This is a genomic window from Blautia sp. 1033sp1_1033st1_G9_1033SCRN_220408, assembly GCF_040929965.1.
Taxonomy (GTDB): domain Bacteria; phylum Bacillota; class Clostridia; order Lachnospirales; family Lachnospiraceae; genus Blautia_A; species Blautia_A ammoniilytica.
Genome location: NZ_JBFKZO010000001.1, coordinates 259389 through 282006, shown reverse-complemented (window position 1 = coordinate 282006; position 22618 = coordinate 259389). Strand labels below are relative to the sequence as shown.

The 22618-nt window shown below is 44.6% G+C and carries 18 protein-coding genes, 2 tRNA genes, 1 other RNA gene and 1 pseudogene; 4 read left to right on the top strand and 18 right to left on the bottom strand.

The genetic code is table 11. The features are described from left to right. Positions 1–2: 2 nt before the first annotated feature. The 4 genes from AB5916_RS01315 to AB5916_RS01300 form a co-directional block, all read right to left on the bottom strand. On the bottom strand, positions 3–1541 hold the full coding sequence (locus AB5916_RS01315; protein ID WP_368188949.1) for an exopolyphosphatase: 1539 nt from the start codon (positions 1539–1541) through the stop codon (positions 3–5). Between the two features lie 84 nt (positions 1542–1625). Then, the gene (locus AB5916_RS01310) at positions 1626–2936 is read right to left on the bottom strand and encodes an ATP-binding protein (protein ID WP_368188948.1); all 1311 of its coding nucleotides are present in this window, start codon (positions 2934–2936) and stop codon (positions 1626–1628) included. Positions 2937–2951: 15 nt separating this feature from the next. Further along, on the bottom strand, positions 2952–4082 hold the full coding sequence (gene pheA, locus AB5916_RS01305; RefSeq protein WP_368188947.1) for a prephenate dehydratase: 1131 nt from the start codon (positions 4080–4082) through the stop codon (positions 2952–2954). An 8-nt stretch (positions 4083–4090) separates the two neighbouring features. Then, complete coding sequence (locus AB5916_RS01300) at positions 4091–5404, bottom strand: folylpolyglutamate synthase/dihydrofolate synthase family protein (RefSeq protein WP_368188946.1); 1314 nt, start codon at positions 5402–5404, stop codon at positions 4091–4093. A 178-nt stretch (positions 5405–5582) separates the two neighbouring features. Here AB5916_RS01300 and AB5916_RS01295 point away from each other — a divergent pair, with 178 nt between their 5' ends. The 3 genes from AB5916_RS01295 (at position 5583) to AB5916_RS01285 (ending at position 7410) form a co-directional block, all read left to right on the top strand. Further along, on the top strand, positions 5583–5969 hold the full coding sequence (locus tag AB5916_RS01295) for a hypothetical protein (protein WP_368188945.1): 387 nt from the start codon (positions 5583–5585) through the stop codon (positions 5967–5969). 86 nt (positions 5970–6055) lie between these two features. Continuing rightward, positions 6056–6979, top strand: a complete 924-nt coding sequence (gene pyrB / locus AB5916_RS01290; RefSeq protein WP_158420200.1) for an aspartate carbamoyltransferase — start codon at positions 6056–6058, stop codon at positions 6977–6979. Next, on the top strand, positions 6973–7410 hold the full coding sequence (locus AB5916_RS01285) for an aspartate carbamoyltransferase regulatory subunit (RefSeq protein ID WP_158420199.1): 438 nt from the start codon (positions 6973–6975) through the stop codon (positions 7408–7410). Before pyrB ends, AB5916_RS01285 begins: the two co-directional genes overlap by 7 nt. 85 nt (positions 7411–7495) lie before the next feature. Here the strand turns inward: AB5916_RS01285 and rnpB are convergent. The 7 genes from rnpB to AB5916_RS01250 form a co-directional block, all read right to left on the bottom strand. Next, positions 7496–7842: RNase P RNA component class A (gene rnpB, locus AB5916_RS01280), an RNA gene on the bottom strand. 51 nt (positions 7843–7893) lie between these two features. Beyond that, on the bottom strand, positions 7894–9555 hold the full coding sequence (locus tag AB5916_RS01275) for a nucleoside kinase (protein WP_368188944.1): 1662 nt from the start codon (positions 9553–9555) through the stop codon (positions 7894–7896). Between the two features lie 36 nt (positions 9556–9591). Beyond that, positions 9592–10383, bottom strand: coding sequence for a Nif3-like dinuclear metal center hexameric protein (locus tag AB5916_RS01270; RefSeq protein WP_368188943.1), 792 nt, complete (start codon positions 10381–10383; stop codon positions 9592–9594). After that, positions 10370–11071: a class I SAM-dependent methyltransferase gene (locus tag AB5916_RS01265; protein ID WP_173727037.1), complete on the bottom strand. Its 702-nt coding sequence runs from the start codon at positions 11069–11071 to the stop codon at positions 10370–10372. Before AB5916_RS01265 ends, AB5916_RS01270 begins: the two co-directional genes overlap by 14 nt. Positions 11072–11084: 13 nt before the next feature. Further along, positions 11085–12212, bottom strand: coding sequence for an RNA polymerase sigma factor RpoD (rpoD, locus tag AB5916_RS01260; RefSeq protein ID WP_158420195.1), 1128 nt, complete (start codon positions 12210–12212; stop codon positions 11085–11087). 38 nt (positions 12213–12250) lie between these two features. Further along, the gene (gene dnaG, locus AB5916_RS01255; protein WP_368188942.1) at positions 12251–14047 is read right to left on the bottom strand and encodes a DNA primase; all 1797 of its coding nucleotides are present in this window, start codon (positions 14045–14047) and stop codon (positions 12251–12253) included. A 79-nt stretch (positions 14048–14126) separates the two neighbouring features. Further along, positions 14127–15137, bottom strand: a complete 1011-nt coding sequence (locus AB5916_RS01250) for a deoxyguanosinetriphosphate triphosphohydrolase (protein WP_173727035.1) — start codon at positions 15135–15137, stop codon at positions 14127–14129. 235 nt (positions 15138–15372) lie between these two features. Between AB5916_RS01250 and AB5916_RS01245 the strand changes: the two genes are divergently transcribed. Further along, positions 15373–15457 (top strand) — tRNA-Leu (locus AB5916_RS01245). Between the two features lie 124 nt (positions 15458–15581). On the opposite strand, the gene AB5916_RS01240 is transcribed toward AB5916_RS01245, so the two are convergent. The 7 genes and pseudogenes from AB5916_RS01240 to AB5916_RS01210 form a co-directional block, all read right to left on the bottom strand. Continuing rightward, complete coding sequence (locus AB5916_RS01240; protein ID WP_368188939.1) at positions 15582–17510, bottom strand: hypothetical protein; 1929 nt, start codon at positions 17508–17510, stop codon at positions 15582–15584. Positions 17511–17672: 162 nt separating this feature from the next. Then, positions 17673–17757 (bottom strand) — tRNA-Leu (locus AB5916_RS01235). A gap of 199 nt (positions 17758–17956) precedes the next feature. Next, positions 17957–19090, bottom strand: a complete 1134-nt coding sequence (locus tag AB5916_RS01230) for a ComEC/Rec2 family competence protein (RefSeq protein WP_368188938.1) — start codon at positions 19088–19090, stop codon at positions 17957–17959. A gap of 121 nt (positions 19091–19211) precedes the next feature. After that, positions 19212–19805 (bottom strand): annotated as a pseudogene (locus AB5916_RS01225) (peptidoglycan-binding protein); the annotation flags it as partial. 60 nt (positions 19806–19865) lie between these two features. Beyond that, positions 19866–21524: a recombinase family protein gene (locus tag AB5916_RS01220; RefSeq protein ID WP_368188937.1), complete on the bottom strand. Its 1659-nt coding sequence runs from the start codon at positions 21522–21524 to the stop codon at positions 19866–19868. Continuing rightward, positions 21487–21711, bottom strand: a complete 225-nt coding sequence (locus AB5916_RS01215) for a hypothetical protein (protein ID WP_173727031.1) — start codon at positions 21709–21711, stop codon at positions 21487–21489. The genes AB5916_RS01220 and AB5916_RS01215 overlap by 38 nt, the downstream gene beginning before the upstream one ends. A gap of 74 nt (positions 21712–21785) precedes the next feature. Beyond that, positions 21786–22601, bottom strand: a complete 816-nt coding sequence (locus AB5916_RS01210) for a Yip1 family protein (RefSeq protein WP_368188936.1) — start codon at positions 22599–22601, stop codon at positions 21786–21788. Between the last annotated feature and the right edge of the window lie 17 nt (positions 22602–22618).

Below are 22618 nucleotides of genomic sequence, written 5' to 3'. Positions count from 1 at the left end.
CTCTACATTTTTCTTTTACGTCTGAGAACCAGGCGCACACCAAAGACTTCTTCAAAGAACTGCACCTTATCCTTAAGCAGTCCAAGTTCCAGGGAAATATCCTGATCTGAATCCACTACCAGCTGCAGCTCTCTTTCTTTTAATACTGCCTTGATCCCTTTTACCTTCTGGTAATGGCTTCTGTCCATAGCATTGGCAAGCCTTAAGATCGCTGTCAGCTTTGCGATCAGCAGATACTGGCTTCTGTCCAGTCCTGTTTCTTCATCCTTTAGCAATTCATAAGAAACAAAATCCGTAGTATTATACCGCACTGCATTGGCAATGATCTTTCTTTCTTCTGTGGAAAGTCCAATGATCTCTGTAGCCATAATGATCCTATACGAACATTCTGCCACATCTCCCATGCTGATATACTTTCCGCAATCGTGCAGCTGAGCTGCGATCTGTAAAAGCAGCCGCTGCCTTGCTTCCATCCCATGGATCTTACGGATACTGTCAAAAATAGCAAGTGCTACATCCGTCGTACCCTGGATGTGGCTTTTGCTGGTAGAATACCGCTTTGCAATATTCCTGGAAGCCACCAGGATATCATTTTCAAAATTATGGCCGCTTTTAATAAATTTCTTCTTTTCTCCGAAATCATAGGCGATCCCGTCCAGCAGTGAAACCCCTGGAAGCCACAAAGACTCTGCATGAAATGCATCCATAAAATTCTTAAGGACTACTAATGTAGGCACGATCAGGGACGCAGATTCCTGATCAATATCCATATCCTCAGCCAGTACCTGTGCAGACTTATGTACGATCTGCTCATACCTGGTCATAAATTCTTCTTTTGTAATAATATTATCCTGCCGTTCTTCCCTGAAAATGGTATCTGTAAGGAAATCTCCCATAAGTATCACATTTCTGATATCCCGTTCTTTCAGATAAAGCCGTTCAAAACCAACCAGGTCATTTCGGATAAATTCCTCCACCAACTGATCATAATGATTGCAAGACTTTTCCAGTTCACGAAGCCTTTCACGGATACGCAGACTTCCGATCTTAAGATTCTGGGTAGTAACCAGTGCATCCTTATCAAACAGGGAAACCTGCAGGCTTCCACCGCCCACATCCAGAATCGCAGTGCCCTTCTGGATGATCTTTTTAAATCCCGTTTCAATGGCAGCAATGGACTTATATCCAAGGAAATGCTGTTCCGCATTACTAAGTACCTCTATACGTATCCCTGTCCGCCGGTATATCTGCTCGATCACGATCAGCGGATTTTTCAATTCACGGAATGCACTGGTAGCACAGGCTCTCCATTCTTCCACGCCGAACTCTGCCATGATCCGTTTGAAATCGATGAGCACTTCGCAGATGGAATCTACCATCTCCATGCTTAAGGTACCTGTAGAATATACCGTTTTTCCCGGTTCCAGCCGAAATCGAACATCATCCAGTTCCCGGAAACCGATCCTTTTTGACAGTTCAAATATCCTCATGCTTACTTCATATGAACCAATATCTATGGCTGCAAAAGTAGTAACTGCCATTCTTTGCTCCTTCCTGCCCCTGAGGGGACCCGTTCACTTTTATTTACCATGTCAGAGATCATCCCTGAAAGTGCCTTTGCTTTATTAATCCACAGGTTTGCCAAGCAGATAATCAATAAACTGCTGTGCAGTCCGCCCTGTAAGTCCTCCATGGGAAAGCTCCCATTTGTTGGCCTCCAGCATAAGCTGGTCTTCCGGCATATGCACCCCATTCCTTTCGGCCAGAACTCTTACAATATTCTGGAATGCCTTTTTGTCCGGAGCCCCGAAATAGATCCGTACCCCAAACCTGTATACAAGAGAAAGCTTCTCCTGTACGGTATCTGAGGAATGAAGATCGTCATCCGGTGCGATTTCCAGCTTATCCGTTGATTTCTCTTTTACAAGGTGACGGCGGTTGCTGGTTGCATAGATCAGGATATTATCCGGCTTCTTCTCAAGGCCTCCCTCGATCACTGCCTTCAGATATTTGTATTCAATCTCAAATTCCTCAAAAGAAAGATCATCCATATATAAAATAAATTTATAATTTCTATTCTTGATCTGGGCGATCACATCATTCAGATCCTGAAACTGGTGCTTGTACACCTCAATGATCCGAAGCCCCTCATCATAATATTTGTTCAGGATTCCTTTAATACTGGAAGATTTGCCGGTTCCTGCATCACCAAACAGAAGGCAGTTGTTGGCTTTTCTTCCTCTTACAAAGGCTTCTGTATTCTCGATCAGCTTCTGCTTAGGGATCTGGTAGCCTACCAGATCTTCAAGCTTCACATGGGCGATCCTTGTGATAGGTACGATCCTTGCCCCTTCCCCATCTACATGCTCAATACGGAAGGCCTTATGAAGCCCCAGCTTTCCAACACCAAAGTCCTTGTAAAACTGCACCATATCTTTCATAAACTCTTCTGTGGTTGCAGCTGCAGCAAGGGTCTTGCTCATATCACAGATTCGATCCCGGATCCTTTGATTAAACATTTTACTGTTGCCGTTAATATTCTCATAATCCTTAAGGCTTTGGCAGCAGGTAGTATGAAATACCCGGTCAAATACCTGAAGGTCAAAATCATAAAGTTCTTTAAAAATCCGGAAATCATGAAGTGCCAGCTGATTAATGCTGCCCTCCACAGCACCTCTAATCTCACAGGCTGTGCTAAATGCATTTTCATGATTTACCAGAAGAAAAGTAAGGTAATTGTGCCAGAGATTTCCGGAAAAGCCATACATACCGGCCATTTCCACAAGACCGCCTACACTTTTATAAAAAATATCTTTTTCTTCCTCAAATTCCTTTTCTCCTGTCAGTTCATATCTATCTATCAAAAAGGTAATCTGTTTTAAGATCTCACCATGTTCAAAATCCCTGTAAAGGATACATTCCTCAATTCTTGCCATTTTTAAATCCCTCTTTTAATAATTTCCAAGTATACGCAGCATATTCGCTTCTGAACGAATCCCCATCAATGCATTTTTCACTGCGCTGTCCTGAAGGTTGCCGTCAAAATCCACAAAAAACCGGTACTGCCAGTTCTTGTCCGGAATCGGCCTAGATTCGATCTTAGTCATATTCAGCCCATTATATATAATGTGAGAAAGCATATTGTACAGAGCACCGCTTTCATGCTCAGCTTCAAAGCAGATGCTGATCCTGGAAGCGTTCTTTACAAACACCGGCTTTCTTCCAAGAATAATAAATCTGGTGGCATTCCCATCATTCTTACACACATTCTTGGCAAGCACCTTCAGTCCAAATAACTCTCCCGCTTCACGGCTGGCAATAGCAGCCTGGGAAACCAACTGTTCTTCGCTGACTTTCTTTGCTGAAGCCGCTGTATTTCCAGCCTTCACCTGTTTCCAGCAAGGATGCTCATCTAAGAATGCCTTACACTGGGCAAGTCCCTGTGGGTGTGAATATACCGTCTGTATATCTTCAAGCTGTGCATTGGACAGTCCCAGAAGCACATGCTCCACCCGGATGATCTGCTCTCCTGCTATATAAAGCTGGTATTCCATCAGAAGATCATAAATATCTGCCACAATCCCTGCTGTGGAATTCTCGATAGGAAGGACTGCATAATCTGCTCTGCCCTCTGACACCTCTTCCATTGCATCCTTAAAGGTTTTCACATGGTAGCTCTTTATATTTTCTTTAAAGTAAGCACGCATTGCCCCGTAACTGTAGGCTCCCTCCACACCCTGAAACACTACAGTTACTCCTTCTCTTGGAAGCTCCTGGATCTGTTCAAAACCGCTGCTGCCTCCAATGCCATTCTGGGTAAGCAGCTGATACTGTCTCTTCCTGCTGATGGCCATGATCAGCTTAAACAGCTCTCCTGTACCCATTGCATTAAAGGAAGTATGTGCCTTTGCCTTTACTCCATCAATCTTTACCTTCTCCCGTTCCGGATCAAGTACCTGTTTGCCTGTCTGTATCTTATATCTAGCCACCTTTTCGCAGACTTCCATCCTTTCTTCAAAAAGGCGTACGATCTCATTGTCTATCCTGTCAATTTCATGACGATATTGTTGTAAATCAGTCATATTTTCTATCAATTTCCTCTTTCCGTTGTCTTATATTGCTTTACAGCCTCTGTAAGAACTCCGATAAAGGACAACGATCCAAATGCAAGGATCACATCCTTTGGTCCTGTTGCCTGAAAAGCCTGTGCTACTGCATCACTAATATGATCACAGGCTGTTACATCCGGATGAAATTCCCTGACCATATCTGCCAGTTCACCGGAGGGAAGTGCCCTCTCATTGTCCGGAGTCTGAATGGTAAACACTTGCTGTGCAAATGGAAGTGTTTTGGAAAGTACACTCCTGCAGTCCTTATCTCTGAACATGCCCATAATGTAGATCAGCTTCTGTCCTTCATTTTTCCTCATAAAGTAATGCCGAATGGTCTCTGCCATCATATCAGCGGCTCCCGGATTATGTGCCCCGTCCACGATCAACAGCGGATCCTTGTGGATCACTGTAAAACGGCCATTCCAGCTAGCTGCCAGAAGTCCTTCCTTTCTCTCCTTCAGACTGGTAGGATAACCACGCTCTTCCAAAAGTTCCAAAGCTTTTAATGCAAGCACACTGTTTTCTTTCTGATAAACTCCTGCCAGGGAAATCCTGTATTCCTCTCCCTTCAGCCAGAAGCTTTGTCCCCAGATCCCTTCTTCCGTGATCTGCGCCTCACTGCTGTCTGCATACACAAAAGGAATCTCCATCTTTTTACATCTTTCCTTCAGTGCTGCCTCTGCCTCCGGTTTTTGTTTCACGGTGACCATAGGGCATCCTTTTTTGATGATCCCTGCTTTTTTCTCTGCGATTTCCCCCAGGGTGCTGCCAAGAAATCCCATGTGATCCATGCTGATGGAAACAATTATGGACAGTACCGGCTGTTTAATGATGTTGGTCGCATCCAGATCGCCGCCCATTCCTACTTCTAGCAGTACAATATCACAGTTTTCTTTTTTAAAATATAAAAAAGCGGCAGCGGTTTCAATTTCAAAAGGGGTTGGATGAGGCAGGCCTTCCCTGGTCATTTCCCGGATCACTTCCGAAATCTCAGTCACACACTCCGCAAATTCTTCACAGGTAATTCTCTCCCCACAGATCTCAAGACGCTCACGATAAGAATAAAGGGTTGGGGAAACATAGCGTCCTACACGATATCCTGCCTTTCCAAGGACAGAATACAGATATGCAATAACAGATCCTTTGCCGTTGGTACCAGCCACATGGATAACCTTCAGGCTGTCCTGGGGATTACCAAGACGTTTCATCATCTCATACATATTATCAAGGCCGAGAACACTTCCATATCTCTCTGCATCCTTAATATATGCACGGCTTTCACCATAGTCCATCTCTACTGCTCCTCTAATGTATTATAAAAGTCCCGGACAGCAGCCACGCCTGTATAAGCAGGTGCATGGATATTGGACGGGCCAGATTTTCATATTATTATATCCTACACGTATTAATTTTTCAAGGCAGGCAATACTAGTTTCATGTAAAATAATTGTAAAATAGGTGTCAGATCATATGAAAAAAAATTTTATTCTTTGTGGGCTTACAGGCTGGTGCCTGGAAATTTTCTGGACAGGCCTTCATGCATTTTTACAAGGTGAAACCACTATGATAGGAAAAACCTCCCTGCTGATGTTTCCTATTTATGGCTGTGCCTCTGTAATCCCAATTGTCTATCAAAGAATCTCTCGCTTCCCAACAGCCTGCAGAGGTCTTGTATATACAGCAGGGATTTTCTTTACAGAGTTTACCAGCGGTAGCATTCTGAAGCATTTTCATATGTGCCCCTGGAATTACAATGATGCTCCTCTTCAGTACAAAGGACTGATCCGTCTGGATTATGCCCCATTATGGTTTATCACAGGTCTTCTCTTTGAAAAAATACTTACAAAACCATCTTGAAAAAATCACCTAAGTATTATATTATAGACCGAAAGGATTTTAGAAAAAAACCTGTTACAAATCACGATCATACATGGAGGTATGAAATGAGACATTTAATGAGTCCGCTGGATCTGTCCACCGAAGAACTTGAAAAAATTCTGGATCTGGCCAGCGATATTGAGAAGGATCCTAAGAAATATGCACATCTGTGTGATGACAAGCGTCTTGCCACTCTTTTTTATGAGCCAAGCACACGTACACGATTAAGCTTTGAAGCAGCCATGATGAATCTTGGCGGCAAGGTCCTTGGTTTCTCATCTGCTGATTCCAGTTCCGCATCCAAGGGAGAAAGTGTTGCTGATACTATCAGGGTTGTTTCCTGTTATGCAGATATTTGTGCGATGCGCCATCCTAAAGAGGGAGCTCCTCTTGTTGCTTCTCTTGCATCTAACATTCCTGTGATCAACGCCGGTGATGGCGGTCATCAGCATCCCACTCAGACATTAACTGACCTGCTTACCATTCGTTCCCTTCATGGACGTCTTGACAACCTTACCATCGGTCTGTGCGGGGATCTGAAATTCGGACGTACTGTACACTCTCTTATTGAAGCACTGGTACGTTACAAAAACGTCAGATTTATCCTGATCTCCCCAGAAGAGCTGCGGATCCCCAGCTATATCCGCGAAGATGTTCTGAAGCGAAATAACATTGAGTTCCAGGAGGTAGAACGTCTGGAGGAAGCTATTCCTGCACTGGATATCCTGTACATGACCCGTGTGCAGAAGGAGCGTTTCTTCAACGAAGAAGATTATGTACGCATGAAAGACTTCTATATTCTGGACAAGGCAAAGCTGGAGCTTGCCAAAGAAGACATGTACATACTTCATCCTCTTCCACGAGTAAATGAGATCGCAGTGGAGGTTGACTCCGATCCAAGAGCAGCTTATTTCAAACAGGTCCAGTACGGCGTTTATGTCCGCATGGCTCTGATTCTCACATTACTGGAGGTAGAATTACCATGTTAAATGTAGGTGCACTTCGTGAAGGTTACGTATTAGATCATATCAAAGCAGGAAAGGCAATGACCATCTACCATGACCTGAAGCTTGACAAGCTTGACTGTACAGTAGCGATTATCAAGAATGCCCGCAGTAACAAAATGGGCAAAAAGGACATCATCAAGGTTGAATGCCCTATCGAGAAGCTTGACCTTGATATTCTTGGTTTTATTGACCACAATATTACAGTTAATATCATTAAAGATGAGAAGATTGTTCAGAAAAAAGAGCTTCGTCTTCCAAAGCAGGTAGTAAATGTGATCCGCTGTAAGAATCCCCGCTGCATTACTTCTATCGAGCAGGGGCTTGACCAGGTATTTGTACTGGCTGATGAAGAAAAAGAGGTCTACCGCTGCAAATACTGTGAAGAGAAATATTCCGGACACAGAAATAAATAAGATGATCTCCATAAAACAAAACTACAGCCTCGGGTCCATGGATCCGGGGCTGCTGCTATTTATAAAAAATAATTTGTTATTTTACTGCGTAAGTAAACCTATAAGCCGGGTTATGTCTTGGGTAATCATCTATCTAGGCCATCCGTTACCGAATGGCTCAAGCGGCCCACCTGAAAGCACGACGGGCAGCCGTATCGCTTTCTTCTCGGCCTTGCTTCAAATGGAGTTTACATGTGCCCGTCCTGTTACCAGGCCGGCGGTAGTCTCTTACACTGCCTTTCCACCCTTACCGGAAAACCGGCGGTTTATTTCTGTTGCACTGGTCTGGGAGTTGCCTCCACCGGACGTTATCCGGCATCCTGCCCTGTGAAGCCCGGACTTTCCTCGTCTGAACCCTTTCGTCTGTCCAGCCGCGATTACCTGGTCTGCTTACGCAAATGCTATTCTAGCATGGTTTTTTCTGTGTGTAAAGCCCAAAATCACTTACACATTAAAACAGCTGCCGCCAACAAACTCCCTGAGTATGGAATTGTTGGGGATTTCTTCACTGGGCACTGCCACAAAATAGTCCAGGAACTTCAACAAACGGTTGGCTTCCAAGTACTCCGGCTCCCCTTTCTTAATGCCAAATAGAAGAGGCTCTGCATAAACTTTCAGACATGCCAGTTCATAGATCAGAGCAGAGTTAAACATAACATCCGCCCCTTCCTGGAACGGAAAAATATTCTGCTCCTCTCCTCTTCGCACAGAGGGCCATCTGGCAATGGTCTCCTTTGCAGAAGTACCTCGGGTTCTTGCATCCCGAACGATCCTTCGGATCAGACGTCCGTCAGTGGTGGCGATCCGATTGTGCTCATCCACATTCAACTGAGTCAGTGCACTGATATAGATCTTAAACTTGCTTTCTGATGGAAGTGCATAGCTTAACCTGTCATTTAATCCATGAATCCCCTCAATCACCAGAATATCCCCTTTCCCCAGCTGCAGATAGTCCCCTTTATACTCTCTCTGCCCTGTTTTGAAATTGAATACAGGCATTTCTACCCGTTTTCCCGCAAGCAATGCAAGCATATCTTTGTTAAACTGCTCTACATCAAGGGCTTCCAGACATTCATAATTCTTTTCCCCGTATTCATCTACAGGAGTATCCTCTCTGTTTACAAAATAATTATCTACAGCAATGGGATGAGGATTCAGCCCATGTGCAGAAAGCTGTATGGAAAGCCTGTGGGAAAAGGTGGTCTTGCCGGAAGAAGAAGGTCCGGCGATCATTACAAACTTCTTATCTCCGGCAGCGGCGATCTGCCTGGCGATTTCAGAAATCTTAGACTCCTGCAATGCCTCCTGGATCAAAAGGATCTGACGCAGACCTTTAACAACAATCTGGTCATTCAGTTCCCCAACAGTGGAAATATCCAGCCGGTCTCCCCATTCCTCGGAAATCTTCTGCACCTGAAAAAGCTTATCTTTAGGTACAAACTCTGGGATCTGATCTGGAGCCTGTGCCTCCGGAAGCATAAGAACGATGCCATCCTTATATAAAACCAGGTCAAAATACTGTATATATCCAGTATTGCATGCCATAAAACCGTAATAATAATCTTCAAAATTCTCGATGCTGTAGATGTTCACCTTGGACACACGGCGATATCGGAACAGTTTCTCTTTATCATACATGCCATGTTTGTGAAATAATTCAATGGCCTCATCTGTCCCAACGCTTCTTTTCATGATCGGTATATTTGCCTCAACAATCTGATGCATCCGTGTTTTGACCTGATCCAGAAACTGCTGATCCACCTGCTGTTTGCCGGAAATGGTAAAATAATAGCCTGCTCCAATGGAATAATGAAGCACTGCCTTTTCTATATTATTTTTGCCGGCCACATCATAAACTGCTTTCAGAAAGATCATACAGGCACTGCGCCTGTATGCATGGTTCCCGATATTTTCTCTGGTTGTGACAAAGCGCAGGGTGCAGTCCCTGTTTACTTTTTTGTGAAGCTCTTTCAGTTTTCCATTTGAAACTACAAGGATCACAGGTGCTTTCTCATCTGCCGGGTATTCTTTAACAATATCCATATAGGAAATTCCCTTTGGATATTCCTTTACGGTTTCGTTTATGGTTACTTTTACTGTTTCCATGTATAGCACCTCCATTTCTATGGCATGCTGATGGTATCACAAATCTGCCATCAGGGTATAGGGACACTGAACCTTTGTACATGTTACCTTCAGCCCGTCAAATACTTCCTGTATTCTTTTTTTCATGGCATCCATGAAAATGTACTCTGTACCATAATGACCTGCATCGATCACTGCCAAACCAGCCTGCAATGCATCAATCCCTGAATGATGATCAATATCTCCAGTCACATACACATCTGCTCCTGCTGCCAGTGCATCCGAAATCATGCTTTTTCCGGATCCTGTGCAAACAGCAGCCCTCTTTACAGGCATGTTTAGATCTCCGTACACTCTCACATCCTTCAGCTTTAAAGATGTTTTGATAAAACCTGCGTATTCTCCAAGGCTCATCTCTTTTGGAAGATTGCCTGCTCTTCCAAATCCCTGTGTTCCATCCAAGCCGTCCTCTGTCACAGACAAAACGCTGGTCTGTGAAATACCAATATATTCTGCACTTAGATCTGCCATTCCAAGAATATCATAATTGGTATGCATGGCATAATAAGGAATATCCTCCTGGATCAGCCGGATCACCTTTCTGCCTGTAAAATCATGGGTATTGATCTTTTTCAGGCCTGAAAAGATCATAGGATGATGAGTAATGATCATATCTGCACCGCAGGAAACTGCTTCCTCCAGCACGCGATCTGTAAGATCCAGCGCAAGAAAAATATGCGAAATTTCTTTCTGATCATCTCCCACCAAAAGTCCTACATTATCCCAGTCCTCTGCTGCCGAAGAAGGAAACTCCTTCTCCAGCCAGTCCGTCAGTTCACTTGCTTTCATATCTTGTAAGCGCAGCCATTAAAAGCTGCTTTTCCTCCTCTACCTCTGCTTTTCGCTCCCTGGCGCCTTCTCCTGCATCCACCAGCTTCTCCAGGATCTTCTTACGGATCCCAAGCTCTCTTTGCAAATATAACTTAAGCACCGGATGCCTGGCTTCTAAAAGAAATTTACCAAAGGCCTCTTCTTCCTTTGTCCAAGGAACACATCCTTCTATGCTCCTGGTCACACGCATCATAGGATAAAATTTGCCATCCTCAAGGATCAGCTCCTCTTCCCGGATCTCCCAGCCCTGTTCCCGGATAAAATGCCGGAAATGGCATACATCCGACTGAGGCTGCAGGATCAGCTCCTGGAAGGAATCAAGCACCTGTTTTCCTTCTGTCAGGATCCGTTCCATCAAAGGACCTCCCATCCCTGCGATCACCAAGGTATCTCCCTCTCCGGCCTTTAGTGCAGACAAGCCATCAGAAAGACGAAGTTCTATGTAATCTGAAACCCCGTACTGCTGCACATGCTCCTTTGCCCGAAGCAACGGGCCTTTTCTCACGTCCATGGCGATCGCAGAAGGGATCTTTTTATTCAAAACCAGGTACACCGGCAGATATCCATGATCACATCCCACATCTACCAGCCGGTTGCCGCCATGCACCATTTTACTGATGGCAGCCAAACGTAAAGACAACTGCATACGCTTCTCCTGATCAATCCAAATAATCTTTTAATTTACGGCTACGGCTTGGGTGGCGAAGCTTTCTAAGGGCCTTTGCCTCGATCTGGCGGATACGTTCTCTGGTAACATTAAACTCCTTGCCAACCTCTTCCAATGTTCTTGCACGGCCGTCATCCAATCCGAAACGAAGTCTAAGCACTTTCTGCTCTCTTTCGGTAAGGGTTCCCAGAACTTCTACCAGCTGCTCCTTAAGAAGGGTGAAGGCTGCTGCATCTGCAGGAACAGGCACATTATCATCCTGAATAAAATCACCCAGATGACTGTCCTCTTCCTCACCGATTGGTGTCTCCAAAGATACCGGTTCCTGGGAAATCTTCAGGATCTCACGCACTCGTTCTACAGACATGTCCATCTCTTCTGCAATCTCTTCCGGGGTAGGTTCCCGTCCCAGCTCCTGAAGCAGCTGTCTGGAAACACGGATCAGCTTGTTAATGGTCTCTACCATGTGAACAGGAATACGGATAGTTCTTGCCTGGTCTGCAATGGCTCTGGTGATCGCCTGACGGATCCACCAGGTAGCATACGTACTGAACTTATATCCTTTTCTGTAGTCAAATTTCTCAACTGCCTTGATCAGTCCAAGATTTCCCTCCTGGATCAGATCAAGGAACAGCATTCCCCGACCTACATAACGTTTTGCAATACTGACCACAAGACGCAGGTTAGCCTCTGCCAGTCTTTTCTTAGCATCTTCATCTCCCTGTTCCATTTTTTTTGCCAGTTCGATTTCCTCTTCTGCTGTAAGAAGAGGCACTTTGCCGATCTCTTTCAGATACATGCGGACCGGATCCTCAATGCTTACCCCTTCAGGTACCGAAAGGTCGATCTTGTCCAGTTCCACTTCTTCCTCATCATCCAGGCCGTCAATATCCACATCATCATCAAGGATCATGTCTTCTCCGCTGTTTCCAGTGATACGGAGAACATCTACACCACTGGCCTCCAGAAAATCAAAAACCTTTTCCATCTGATCCACATCCAGTGGCTGGTCTTTGAAAAAGTCACTGATTTCCTGATATTCCAGTACATTTTTTTTCTTTTTTGCAAGTTCCAGAAGCTCTACAAGTTTCTCACTGAATTTGCCCATATTCATTTCCATAGGTGTTTTAACCTCCATATAGTGTTTATATTTTATCCTTATTCAAAGGAAATATGCAGCTGCTGTCTTTTTCTTCCCAGATCCTCCAGTTCCTTCTTGGCCTTTACAAGTTCTTGCAACCCGGCCATGTCTGTAGGATCCCAGTTTTTATTTTTTTCTGCAAGACTTTCCTGCTTAATACGGATCAGAGTGTCGCTAAATGCCCGTTCCTGCTCTTCCATTGTTTCCAGATGGATGGTTGCATTAAAAAGTGATGCTACCTCTCGCTGCTCTTCGCTGTCAGTAAAGCTGTTCAGCAGCCGTGCCGGATTCACATCTCCCTGGGCATGCTGTTCAAAAAGCATTTCTGCCACTTCATGATATAAAGGAACGATAAAATCCCCCGGAGACAGATATTTCTCAACTGTATCAAAAATCCCTGGATAAGTTACAAGCCAGGTCAGCATCAGTTTCTGAGCCTTATCTGCTGCAGATTCCTTCTTCTGTGCCTGACGGGCTTCCACAGTCTTTGGCTGCTGCCGCTGCTCTATAGGCGTTCCCTTCATAGCCAGGGTATTTACTCTTTTGCGGAGATCCTCCACGCTGATCCCATATCTGTGATACTGCCTGACAATGGCTTCTATGTAAAGATTCCGCTCAAGCTCATCCGATAATTCCAGAAGAAGACGTGCACACCGTTCAAAGAAACGATTCTGTCCCTGCGGCTCCTCCATAGGGAAATCCTTCTCTGATACGCTCACCCGGAACATAAAGCTGTCTCTTGCCTGATCCAGCCTCTGCTGAAAGGCCTCTGCTCCTTCTGTCTTGATAAATTCATCCGGATCCTTGTGAGGCTTCAGATCCACAACTCTGGAATTGATCCCTGCTTCCCGCAATATGGGAATGGCACGTAATGCTGCCTTCACTCCTGCCTCATCACTGTCATACAAAAGCAGCACCTCCTGGGTGTAGCGCTTTAGAAGGCTGGCGTGCCCGGAAGTAAGGGAGGTTCCAAGGGACGCCACTGCGTTGGTAAAGCCTGACTGATGCATGGAGATCACATCCATATAACCTTCGCACAGGATCAGATATGGCTTTCTGGATGTACGAGCCACATTCAGCCCATACAGGTTACGGCTTTTGTCAAAGATCTTTGTCTCCGGGGAATTCAGGTACTTGGGCTTTCCATCTCCCATGACCCTGCCGCCAAAACCAATCACCCGGTTATTCACATCCATAATTGGGAAAATAACTCGGTTCCAGAATTTGTCATACATTCCATGACGCTCATCCACATTAAACAGACCGCTGTCCCGCAGCTGATCGTCATCATATCCCTTGCCTTTCAGAAATTTGTAAAGGTCATCGCTGAACTTGTCCGAGTACCCAAGGCCAAATTTCCGGATGGTTTCATCACTTAATCCTCTGTCCGTAAGATATCGATAACCGATCTGTCCGCTTTCTCTGCGAAGCTGATAATAAAAATACTGGGCAGCCTGCCGGTTGATCTCAAGAAGAGTCTCCCTCTGCTTTGCCTTTTCCCTGGCTTCGCTGGAATATTCGATCCTTGGAAGCTGTACCCCCGCCCGGTCTGCCAGATGGGAAAGAGCCTCACCAAAGGAATAATTCTCATATTCCATTACAAAATTAAATACGTTTCCTCCTGCACCACAGCCAAAGCAGTAATACATCTGCTTGGATGGCGTAACAGAAAAGGAAGGCGTTTTCTCATTGTGGAATGGACACAGTCCAAAATAAGAGCTGCCTTTCCTGGTAAGTTTCACATATTGTGAAACCACATCCACAATATCATTTTTCATCCTGACTTCTTCAATAATATCGTCAGAATATCGCATGTGCATCCTCCTCTATTGACTCCCACCACTGATACAAGCTTGTTTCTCACCACCTATAGAGGTGGGAGTCATCTCCCAGCTAATATACTTCCCATGCTTTCGGAATATATATTTCCCGGAACTTTTCCATGGAATACTGGTCTGTCATCCCTGCAAGATAATCGCATACAGCCTGAGCCACAGACTCCTGCTTCCTGCTGATCAGCTCCCTGTATTCACCAGACATAGCTTCCGGATGTTCTATATAATACTGATATAATTCAGTAAGCATCTTGATTGCCTTGGATTCTTCTTTCTTTGCTACAGGATTCAGGTAAACATCCTGGAACATGATGCTGCGAAGATCCATCATTGCCTCCTGTACCTGAGGCGACATACTGATCGCCGGACGGTCCAGGCTGTTCTCAATAATATCATGTACAAAGGTGTTCAGCCTCTCACGTGTGGTATACCCAAGAAACATCCTAAGTGTAACTGGCAGATCATCCTCTGTCAGAATCCCAGCCCTTTGGGCATCATCCATATCATGATGGATATAGGCGATCTTATCAGCAAAGCGCACCACCTGTCCCTCCAGTGTGGAAGGATGACCGCTGGTACGATGATTTAGGATCCCGTCCCTGGTCTCCCAGGTCAGATTCAGTCCTTCCCCATTCTTCTCCAGAAGCTCTACCACCCGAAGACTCTGGCTGCAATGCTCAAAGCCTCCTGGATGCACCTGGTTTAGTGCGCGCTCTCCTGCATGACCGAAAGGTGTATGGCCCAGATCATGACCTAGGGCAATGGCCTCCACCAGATCCTCATTCAGCCGCAATGCCTTTGCAATGGTACGTGCGATCTGCGATACCTCCAGAGTATGGGTAAGCCGGTTCCTGTAGTGATCTCCCTGCGGTGCAAGAAAAACCTGTGTCTTGTCCTTCATCCTGCGGAAAGCCTTGCAGTGCAGGATCCGGTCCCTGTCTCTTTGATAAACAGTTCGCACATCACATTCTTCTTCCGGTCTGCCACGCCCCCTGGAATCACCGCTTAGAGCAGCATAAGGGCTTAAAAGCTCCCGTTCTCTTTGTTCCATGCTCTCTCTGATATTCATCCAATTTCCTCCACAGAACAACCATGTGCCCGGCAGCACATCCCCTCTGCCGGATCAACTGAGACAAACCTCTTATTAATTATATTCTACACAAAATTGCAAATTCCTCTTTTTTTCAAAAAAATCTTGAAAATTATTTTATTTTTTCAAAAAAGCTGTTGACTTTCCATAGGGCTTTTGATATACTACGTTTTGTTGCGAGGGCGAGAGACAAAAAGCCCATGAAATGCAGCATGCGGAAGTGTCGGAACTGGCAGACGAGCAAGACTAAGGATCTTGTGAGCATTACGCTCGTGTGGGTTCAAGTCCCATCTTCCGCATTAGTATTTTCGAAACCTTTTATTAGAAAGGTTTCTTTTTTTGTCTTCAAGAAAAGAAATCCCTGTGGAACAATTTAAAAAACCGTGTTCCACAGGGATTTTGTTTTAGATTTTGTTTTGGATTTTATTTAGGAATCTCAGTAAGGATCTCCAGCTTAAAGCCTTCCCACATATCTGCAGACACATTCCATTCCCTCAGATCTGTAACGATCTTATGGTAAAATGCCTGTCCTCCTCTTACAATATCATAGGTACGGGCGTCTCCCCTTGCCTCCAGGTGACGGCCAAAGCTGCAGTTCTCCACATCCTCAGGTCCATAATCATCAACCTCTTTCCCTGGCCAGAAAATATATAATCTGGGAATATCCTCAATCTGTCTTGGATCAACTCCTGCAACATGAAGAAACTTCTTACCTGTGCTTTCGTGGCAGGTAAATACATGGGCATACCGCCATACAGTTCTTGTAAAATCCGATACACGGAACTGCCCCAGCCAATCCTCATCCATCATGCCATCCGGTGTGCTTCTGGAAATAACCAGCACTACTGGAAACATCCTCTTGGGATCCTTAAGTGCTGCAGCCAGCATGGAAAACTGATCCTCCTTTAAAATCCTGCGCCGGTTGGAGCAGGAAATCCCGCTGATGATTCCCACCTCGTCTACAATAGACTTATAATATCCGGGGTAACTAAAGAATACCACTCCAGGCTCCTGGGCGGAATGCTCTCTTTGCGGATCTGCATATCCGTTGCATACTTTCAGAAGCACCTGTCCATCTTTCACTTCCAAACCGGCTTCTGAATACCAGATACGTCCGCCAACCTCCAGATCCATATGGCGCACATGCATGTTCATCCTAAGTGCTTCCGGATTATAGTTCACAGCCACATGGTAAGCCAGGATATCTGCGTGATAAGTCACGGTTTCCCTTGGCATGCTCTTAAACAGGCCGCCATATTTCTCTACGATCCACTGATAAATAATATCTGCCGATTTTTGAAAAATAGAGGCCGCATCACAGGCAGAAGAATCCTTGATCCGGCTTCCATCCACCCGTGTATTCATCTGAAAAACATTATACCGGATCAATGGTTTCATCTCATAATGCCTGGACTCACCTGGGATCTCCTCACGGCCGTCATTGTATACGTCCCGCTCCTTAAAGATTGCTGTCAGCCGGCTGTCGTGAAACTGGCTGTCATTTAACAATGCAATAATAGTATTTACATTAATAGGTGTTTTCTTGGGCCGCTTTAAAAGCTGTTCCACCAAAGTCTGTTTACTGGTTTTGTAAATTCGCTTTGCCAGATTATCTACCTGTTTGTCTTTATCCTCATCTAAAAGGCTGGCAACCTCCGGATAAAGAGTTCCTTCTCCAAGTTTCAGGCGGAAATGGCTTTTGATCATATCGCTCCATCTGCCCGACTTATAAAGGGAATGTCCCAGATCCTCAAATAAAGTGACCATAGATTTGTCACACAGTTCCAATGTAGCCAGAATACTGTTAAAGTATCTGGAAAATCCCTTATAATTATGCCAAAGCTCCTCGCCCTTGTAACGCATGTCATGCTCAATCTCATGCCATCCTTCAAAAAACATGGTTTTGATCTGGATCTCAAATGTGTCATCAATACACATATCCCACGTTTCTGGGGAAATCTCAGATCTAAGATACTCCGGCAGCTTACATACCCCGTTCAGCTTGGTTGGCTTAAACTCTTCTTCGCTACGCTCTGATGTGGACCATCCCTCTACATCAAAAGTATTCTCTACAATATTCTGGCAGATATCCACATCATCATCAAAATAAAGGTTGATCCTTACTCCTACCAGATCCTGCAGCTTCTTATCCTCAGCACTATAATCCTTTAATTCAAATTTATGTGCCATGGATGCAGCCGTCTTTGTACGTGAAAAAACCCGGTAATACAATCCGCACTGCTCCAGACGGTCACTGATGATCCTTTTTAAATCCTGTTCCACAATCGCAGGAACCTTTACCTTAGCAGCCAGTTCCTCCTTTGTGAATGTTACTCTTGTCTGTTCTTTCAAATATTCTACACCACCATTTTTATTCAGATATACTGATGTATACCCTGTTAAGTTTCCCGATTTTTGTCATACTTATTAAGTATAACAGATTTTCTCCATTAAAAAAAGAATAAATGCATAAAAAAAGAAACCTTTACATCCAAAAGGTTTCTTAAATCTTAATGCGGAAGATGGGACTTGAACCCACACGAGCGCAATGCTCACAAGATCCTTAGTCTTGCTCGTCTGCCAGTTCCGACACTTCCGCATGCTGCATTTCATGGGCTTTTTGTCTTTCGCCCTCGCAACAGATAGAATTATAGCAAATCATTTTTCAGAAGTCAAGATATTTTTAGAATTTCTTTCTCAGAATGTTTGTAATGATTTTGGTGTCAAAACACCAAAATCATGATTACACGGATTTTTCTATTCATCTATGATTTATCTGCTTTCACACCAGGCGGCTGTCACCAGCATTTTTTGCAGGCCTCATACCCCTGTGCCACAGCCTGATCCACCGGCATTTCCACTGCCTTAGAAGGATTCATATTCCCACAGTCTGGTCTGCTGTGATACTTGCTTCCAGTTGCAGAGATCCAGACCTGCTGCTCTGCTTCAGTTTCCTGATCAGAGTTTCCATCCCCCAGATCCTGTGTATCTGCATCAGTGCTCTGGCTGTTTTCGGTTTCTCCCTGTGCGTACGTATATGCAGCAACACCTGCATCCCCTGCCATTGTGCCGGTATCGTCCGGATTCCCCGGTGTATAATCATCACAAGGAGAAACATCCCAGGTGATCCCGTTTCCTGTGGAGTACGCTGTCACTGTCCCCTGTTTATCCGTACGCAATACATGGATCCCCATGGACTGCAGTTTTTCCATGGTATCTGCATCCGGATGTCCGTAACTGTTCCCACTGCCGCAGCTAACTACTGCATATTCAGGCACTGCTGCCTGAAGAAGATCCCAGCTTGTGGAACTGGCTGAACCGTGATGGCCTACCTGCAGTACTGTGCATTCCAGGTCAAGCCCGGCTGATACCATCTGTTCCTCACTGCCATGCTCCGCATCTCCGGTGAATAAAAAGCTGTCTTCTCCATTATCCAGCCGGATCACAACAGAGCTGTTATTACTGTCCTGATCACTGGCATTTTGCGGTGCCAACACAGTAAAAGTCCCACTGCCAACCTGATACACATCCCCAACCGATGGATGCTGCATCTTTAATCCCATCTGTTTTGCCTTACCCATAAAAGAAGTATACAGCTGGGAATCATGCACATAATCCGGCCCTATCAGGTTCTCTACCGGGAAACTGCTAAGACAGCCAACCAGCCCGCTGATGTGATCTGCATCATAATGTGATGCAATCATATAATCCAACTGCTGCACGCCCTGATTTTGCAGATAGGAAACTACATAACTGGAAGCATCCCTGCCACCGCCATCATAAAGAAGATTCTCTCCTTCTGACTGTACCAATATGGACAGACCCTGACCTACATCCAGAAAATGCACCTGCATATCCCCGGCCCACACCATTTGCGGAATAAGCAGAAGGAATAAAAATATCAATAATCCGTTTCTCAGTTTTTTCTTCATTTGTACTCTCATGTCCTTTTTATGTTTGCGTATATTGTACCACCGTTTTTTACAAATAAACATAGTAAACGCACATATTATTGATTCATTCTTTTATTTGTACATCCCAGCAGATTTTCTTTTATTGAAGCTCTGCGATCCGGGTGACACCTACATAGATTTCCTGGATTTTGTACCAGGTACTGTAGTCCACAATCCCGGTTTCCGGAAGACCGAAAATGTTCTGAAACTTCCGCACAGAAGCCTTTGTAAGCGGTCCATAGATTCCGTCCTCATTTACCCTTGGAAGTGCAGGATATGCCTGACTGATAGCATTTAACTGCTCCTGGATCTGCAGAACCTTACTTCCGGACGCACCAATATCCAGATCGTACCCTGGCCACGAGGCAGGAACTCCTGAGATTTCCTCAGCTACATTGATATACATATCATTCCCATAAAAATATCTGATGATTTCTATAGCAGAATATCCTCTGTCACCCAGAGCCTTGCTCCCCCACTGTGTCATCCACCCACGGCTCTGGCACTCTACCTTCCGGCCATCACAATACTGGGTCAGGATCGGCTGACGCACATTTGGCCTGGAAAGATAGTTTTCAAAAAGTTCATCCACGATCCGTTCAATGGAATCAAAAATATTCCTTCCCCGAATCCATTTATGATCATAGGCTGTAGATGAAGTAATGGTAAAATCATAGCCTTTATTCCGGTACCACCTGTTATATAGTCATTCAGGATTTGAGGGGGTAAAAGCGCCCCTCAAATATTCTATATACTATTCATTTATGTTAAATTTCTCCAACGGGACACGAAGCTGTATTGTAACCTGATTCTCCTTTATGTGGATTTTTTCTACCAGTTTATTGATCAGAATCCTTTTGGTATGGGGATCTGCACCCATAAATACCTGCTTCCATGTAGGAACATTTTCCGTGGAAAGCTTCCATTCAGAATCGGGTCTGTTCATGCTTTCCAGTATCATTTCTTTTTCCTTAATTATTTTCTGCTGTCGGGTACACGCCTGTTTCTGCTTATCTATCAGAGGAACAAGTTCCTCTAAAGACAATGGATATTCCCCGGTCATAGCCTGTGGAATCTGATCTTCCATCACATTAATTCTTTTCTTTATCCTGTCCAGCGCCTGACGTTCTTTTTCCAATGCTGCTATTAATGTCTTCTTTTCGGACTGCTTATAAAGTTTAATTTCTTCGGCCACATCTTTGTTTTTCTGAAGCTTTTCTACATATTCAGAAATGATCTCAAAAACAATTAATTCAATCTTATCTGCTCTGTATGCCCCTGTTCCCGGATGAGGTATTCCCCTATCCTTGTTCTGACATTTATAAACTCTGGTCTTACTGGATCTCTGTTCTTTGGTGCCCTTTATTTTCCAATAATTATATCGGGTGCCATTGGTCATTTTACACCCACAGCAGCTGCAATACAAAACATCAATAAGGGCTAAAGTACCCAGATGATTCCGGATCACCACAGAATCCCGTTTCTGCTGGTCTTCAGTTTTAGCAATTCTGTCCGCTCTTTCTTTTCGCATATACTGAACCCGGTTCCATGCATCTGCATCAACAATAGAAATACCAGGATCAGGCGCAGCCGCAAGGATCCAGTTCTCACTACCGATCTTGTGGTATTTTCCATCAATCCTGGTTCTTCTGTTGTATGCTGTATACCCCGCATATATGGGATTGGTCAGGATACTGGTGATGGTTCCGGCTTTCCACACATCATTGGGAGCCATGTGCTTATACTTTTCATGGCTGTTCAGGATTTTGGCGATTTTTACAGAGCCATATTCCTTATGTAAGGCCTGTTCATAGATAAATCGAACCACCTCACACTGTTCCTGCCAGATCACAAGGTGCTTCAGCGCCCGACCATGTTTACTGATCTCTCCGGACAATTCCAGTTTGTATCCATAGGGTGCTTTGCCACCCATAAATTTCCCCTGTTGTACCAGCTTTTTTGCAGTATCTTTTACACGCATGCCGGTATCTGAACTGCTTTTCTGTGCATTCCCATAACGAAGTGCCAGCACCATTTGCCCCATAATATCGTCTGATTCCGGTGAGATGCAATTGTCCTTCACAGTATAAATATCTACGCCGTATTTTTTCAGTGACATCACATAAGCACCGATCTCCCACATACGGCGTCCTATCCGGTCGTCCTTGTACGCAACCAGAATATCATATTCTTTCTTTCGTGCGTCCTCCAGTGCTTCCTGCAGCACATCCCGGTCAGTAACAGCATTTTGATAACCGCTGTTACTTCCTTCAAAATACTCCTTTGCATCCAGCTTCCAGTCCGGATGCTGCTGTATGTATTCGGTCACCAGCTGCCTTTGCACGCTTAAATCACCGTCTGCCTCCAGCTGCTGATTAGAGCTTACTCTTAACAGGATCCGCACTTTCTTCATGCAATAAACCGCCTTTTGACCGGGTCAGGCTTTCTTTCAGCATTCCCGAAAGGATTTCCCTTGCTTCCTGCAGGACCTTTATATCGTTCGCCTCTGCTTGTTTCGGAAATTCCAAGTATAGCTTTATCCCGGACTCCGACAGCATTTCCACACAGTCATATTCATGATCATGTTCAGAATCTTTCATACATACTCCAGCCCCGATCATTCTTATTACAGCTGTATTCCTTATGCTGGGATTATATGTACGTTTTTTCTTTCTTAAAAAGCACTGTAGAACCCGGAAGACAACGTACTCATCATGTCATTTACCGTATCTTTGCCAATCAGATATACTAAAATTCCTATGATCAGAATACTGCAGAGCTTAGATACAAAAAAGGCATACACCTTTTTATTTTCATCTGCATTAATGGCAGCCCTGAACGAAGCAAACTGAACAAAGGGGATCAGCATCATAATCCCAAGATAAACACATACTGCCAGACTGTCTGAAAAAACAGATAAAACTGCAGTAACCACCATCAGTGCAAAATCAAATACTGCCCGAACGCCAACTACGCAGTACATGTTATTAACAGACGTAGTACCGCCAAATGCCCTGCCAAAAAAATTCATAAAATGTGCTTCCATACAGTCGTATCCAATGGTCGTTAGCAATGTAAGGATCAACACGCTGGCATATGGTACTTCGATCATACCGCCGTATTCTTTTCTGATTCCTGCTGCAGTCACTAACACAAGGATCAATACGATCGCTGCTTTTACCAAAATAAATTGCATGCCTGTTGTTTTCGTATTTTCAGCTGCAAGCCTTTCTGTTTCTGAAACAGGTTTCTTCAGGATCTGTAACACTTTTCCAAGAAATTCTTTGATACACTTAAGTGCCTGTGTACCACTCTCCTGCAGCCATTCTGCCTGTTTTGACGACTGCTCCGGTGCTGTTCCCACTGCATTCTGATTCTCATTAGATGGCTGTGTGGGAGTCTTCTCCTGTACCTTCGTATTCTTTTGATCCTGTGTGCAGGTGCATACCTCCCCTTCTTTCAGCTTTCTTCCACATCTTGTACAATACATATCTCTTCCTCCCATGA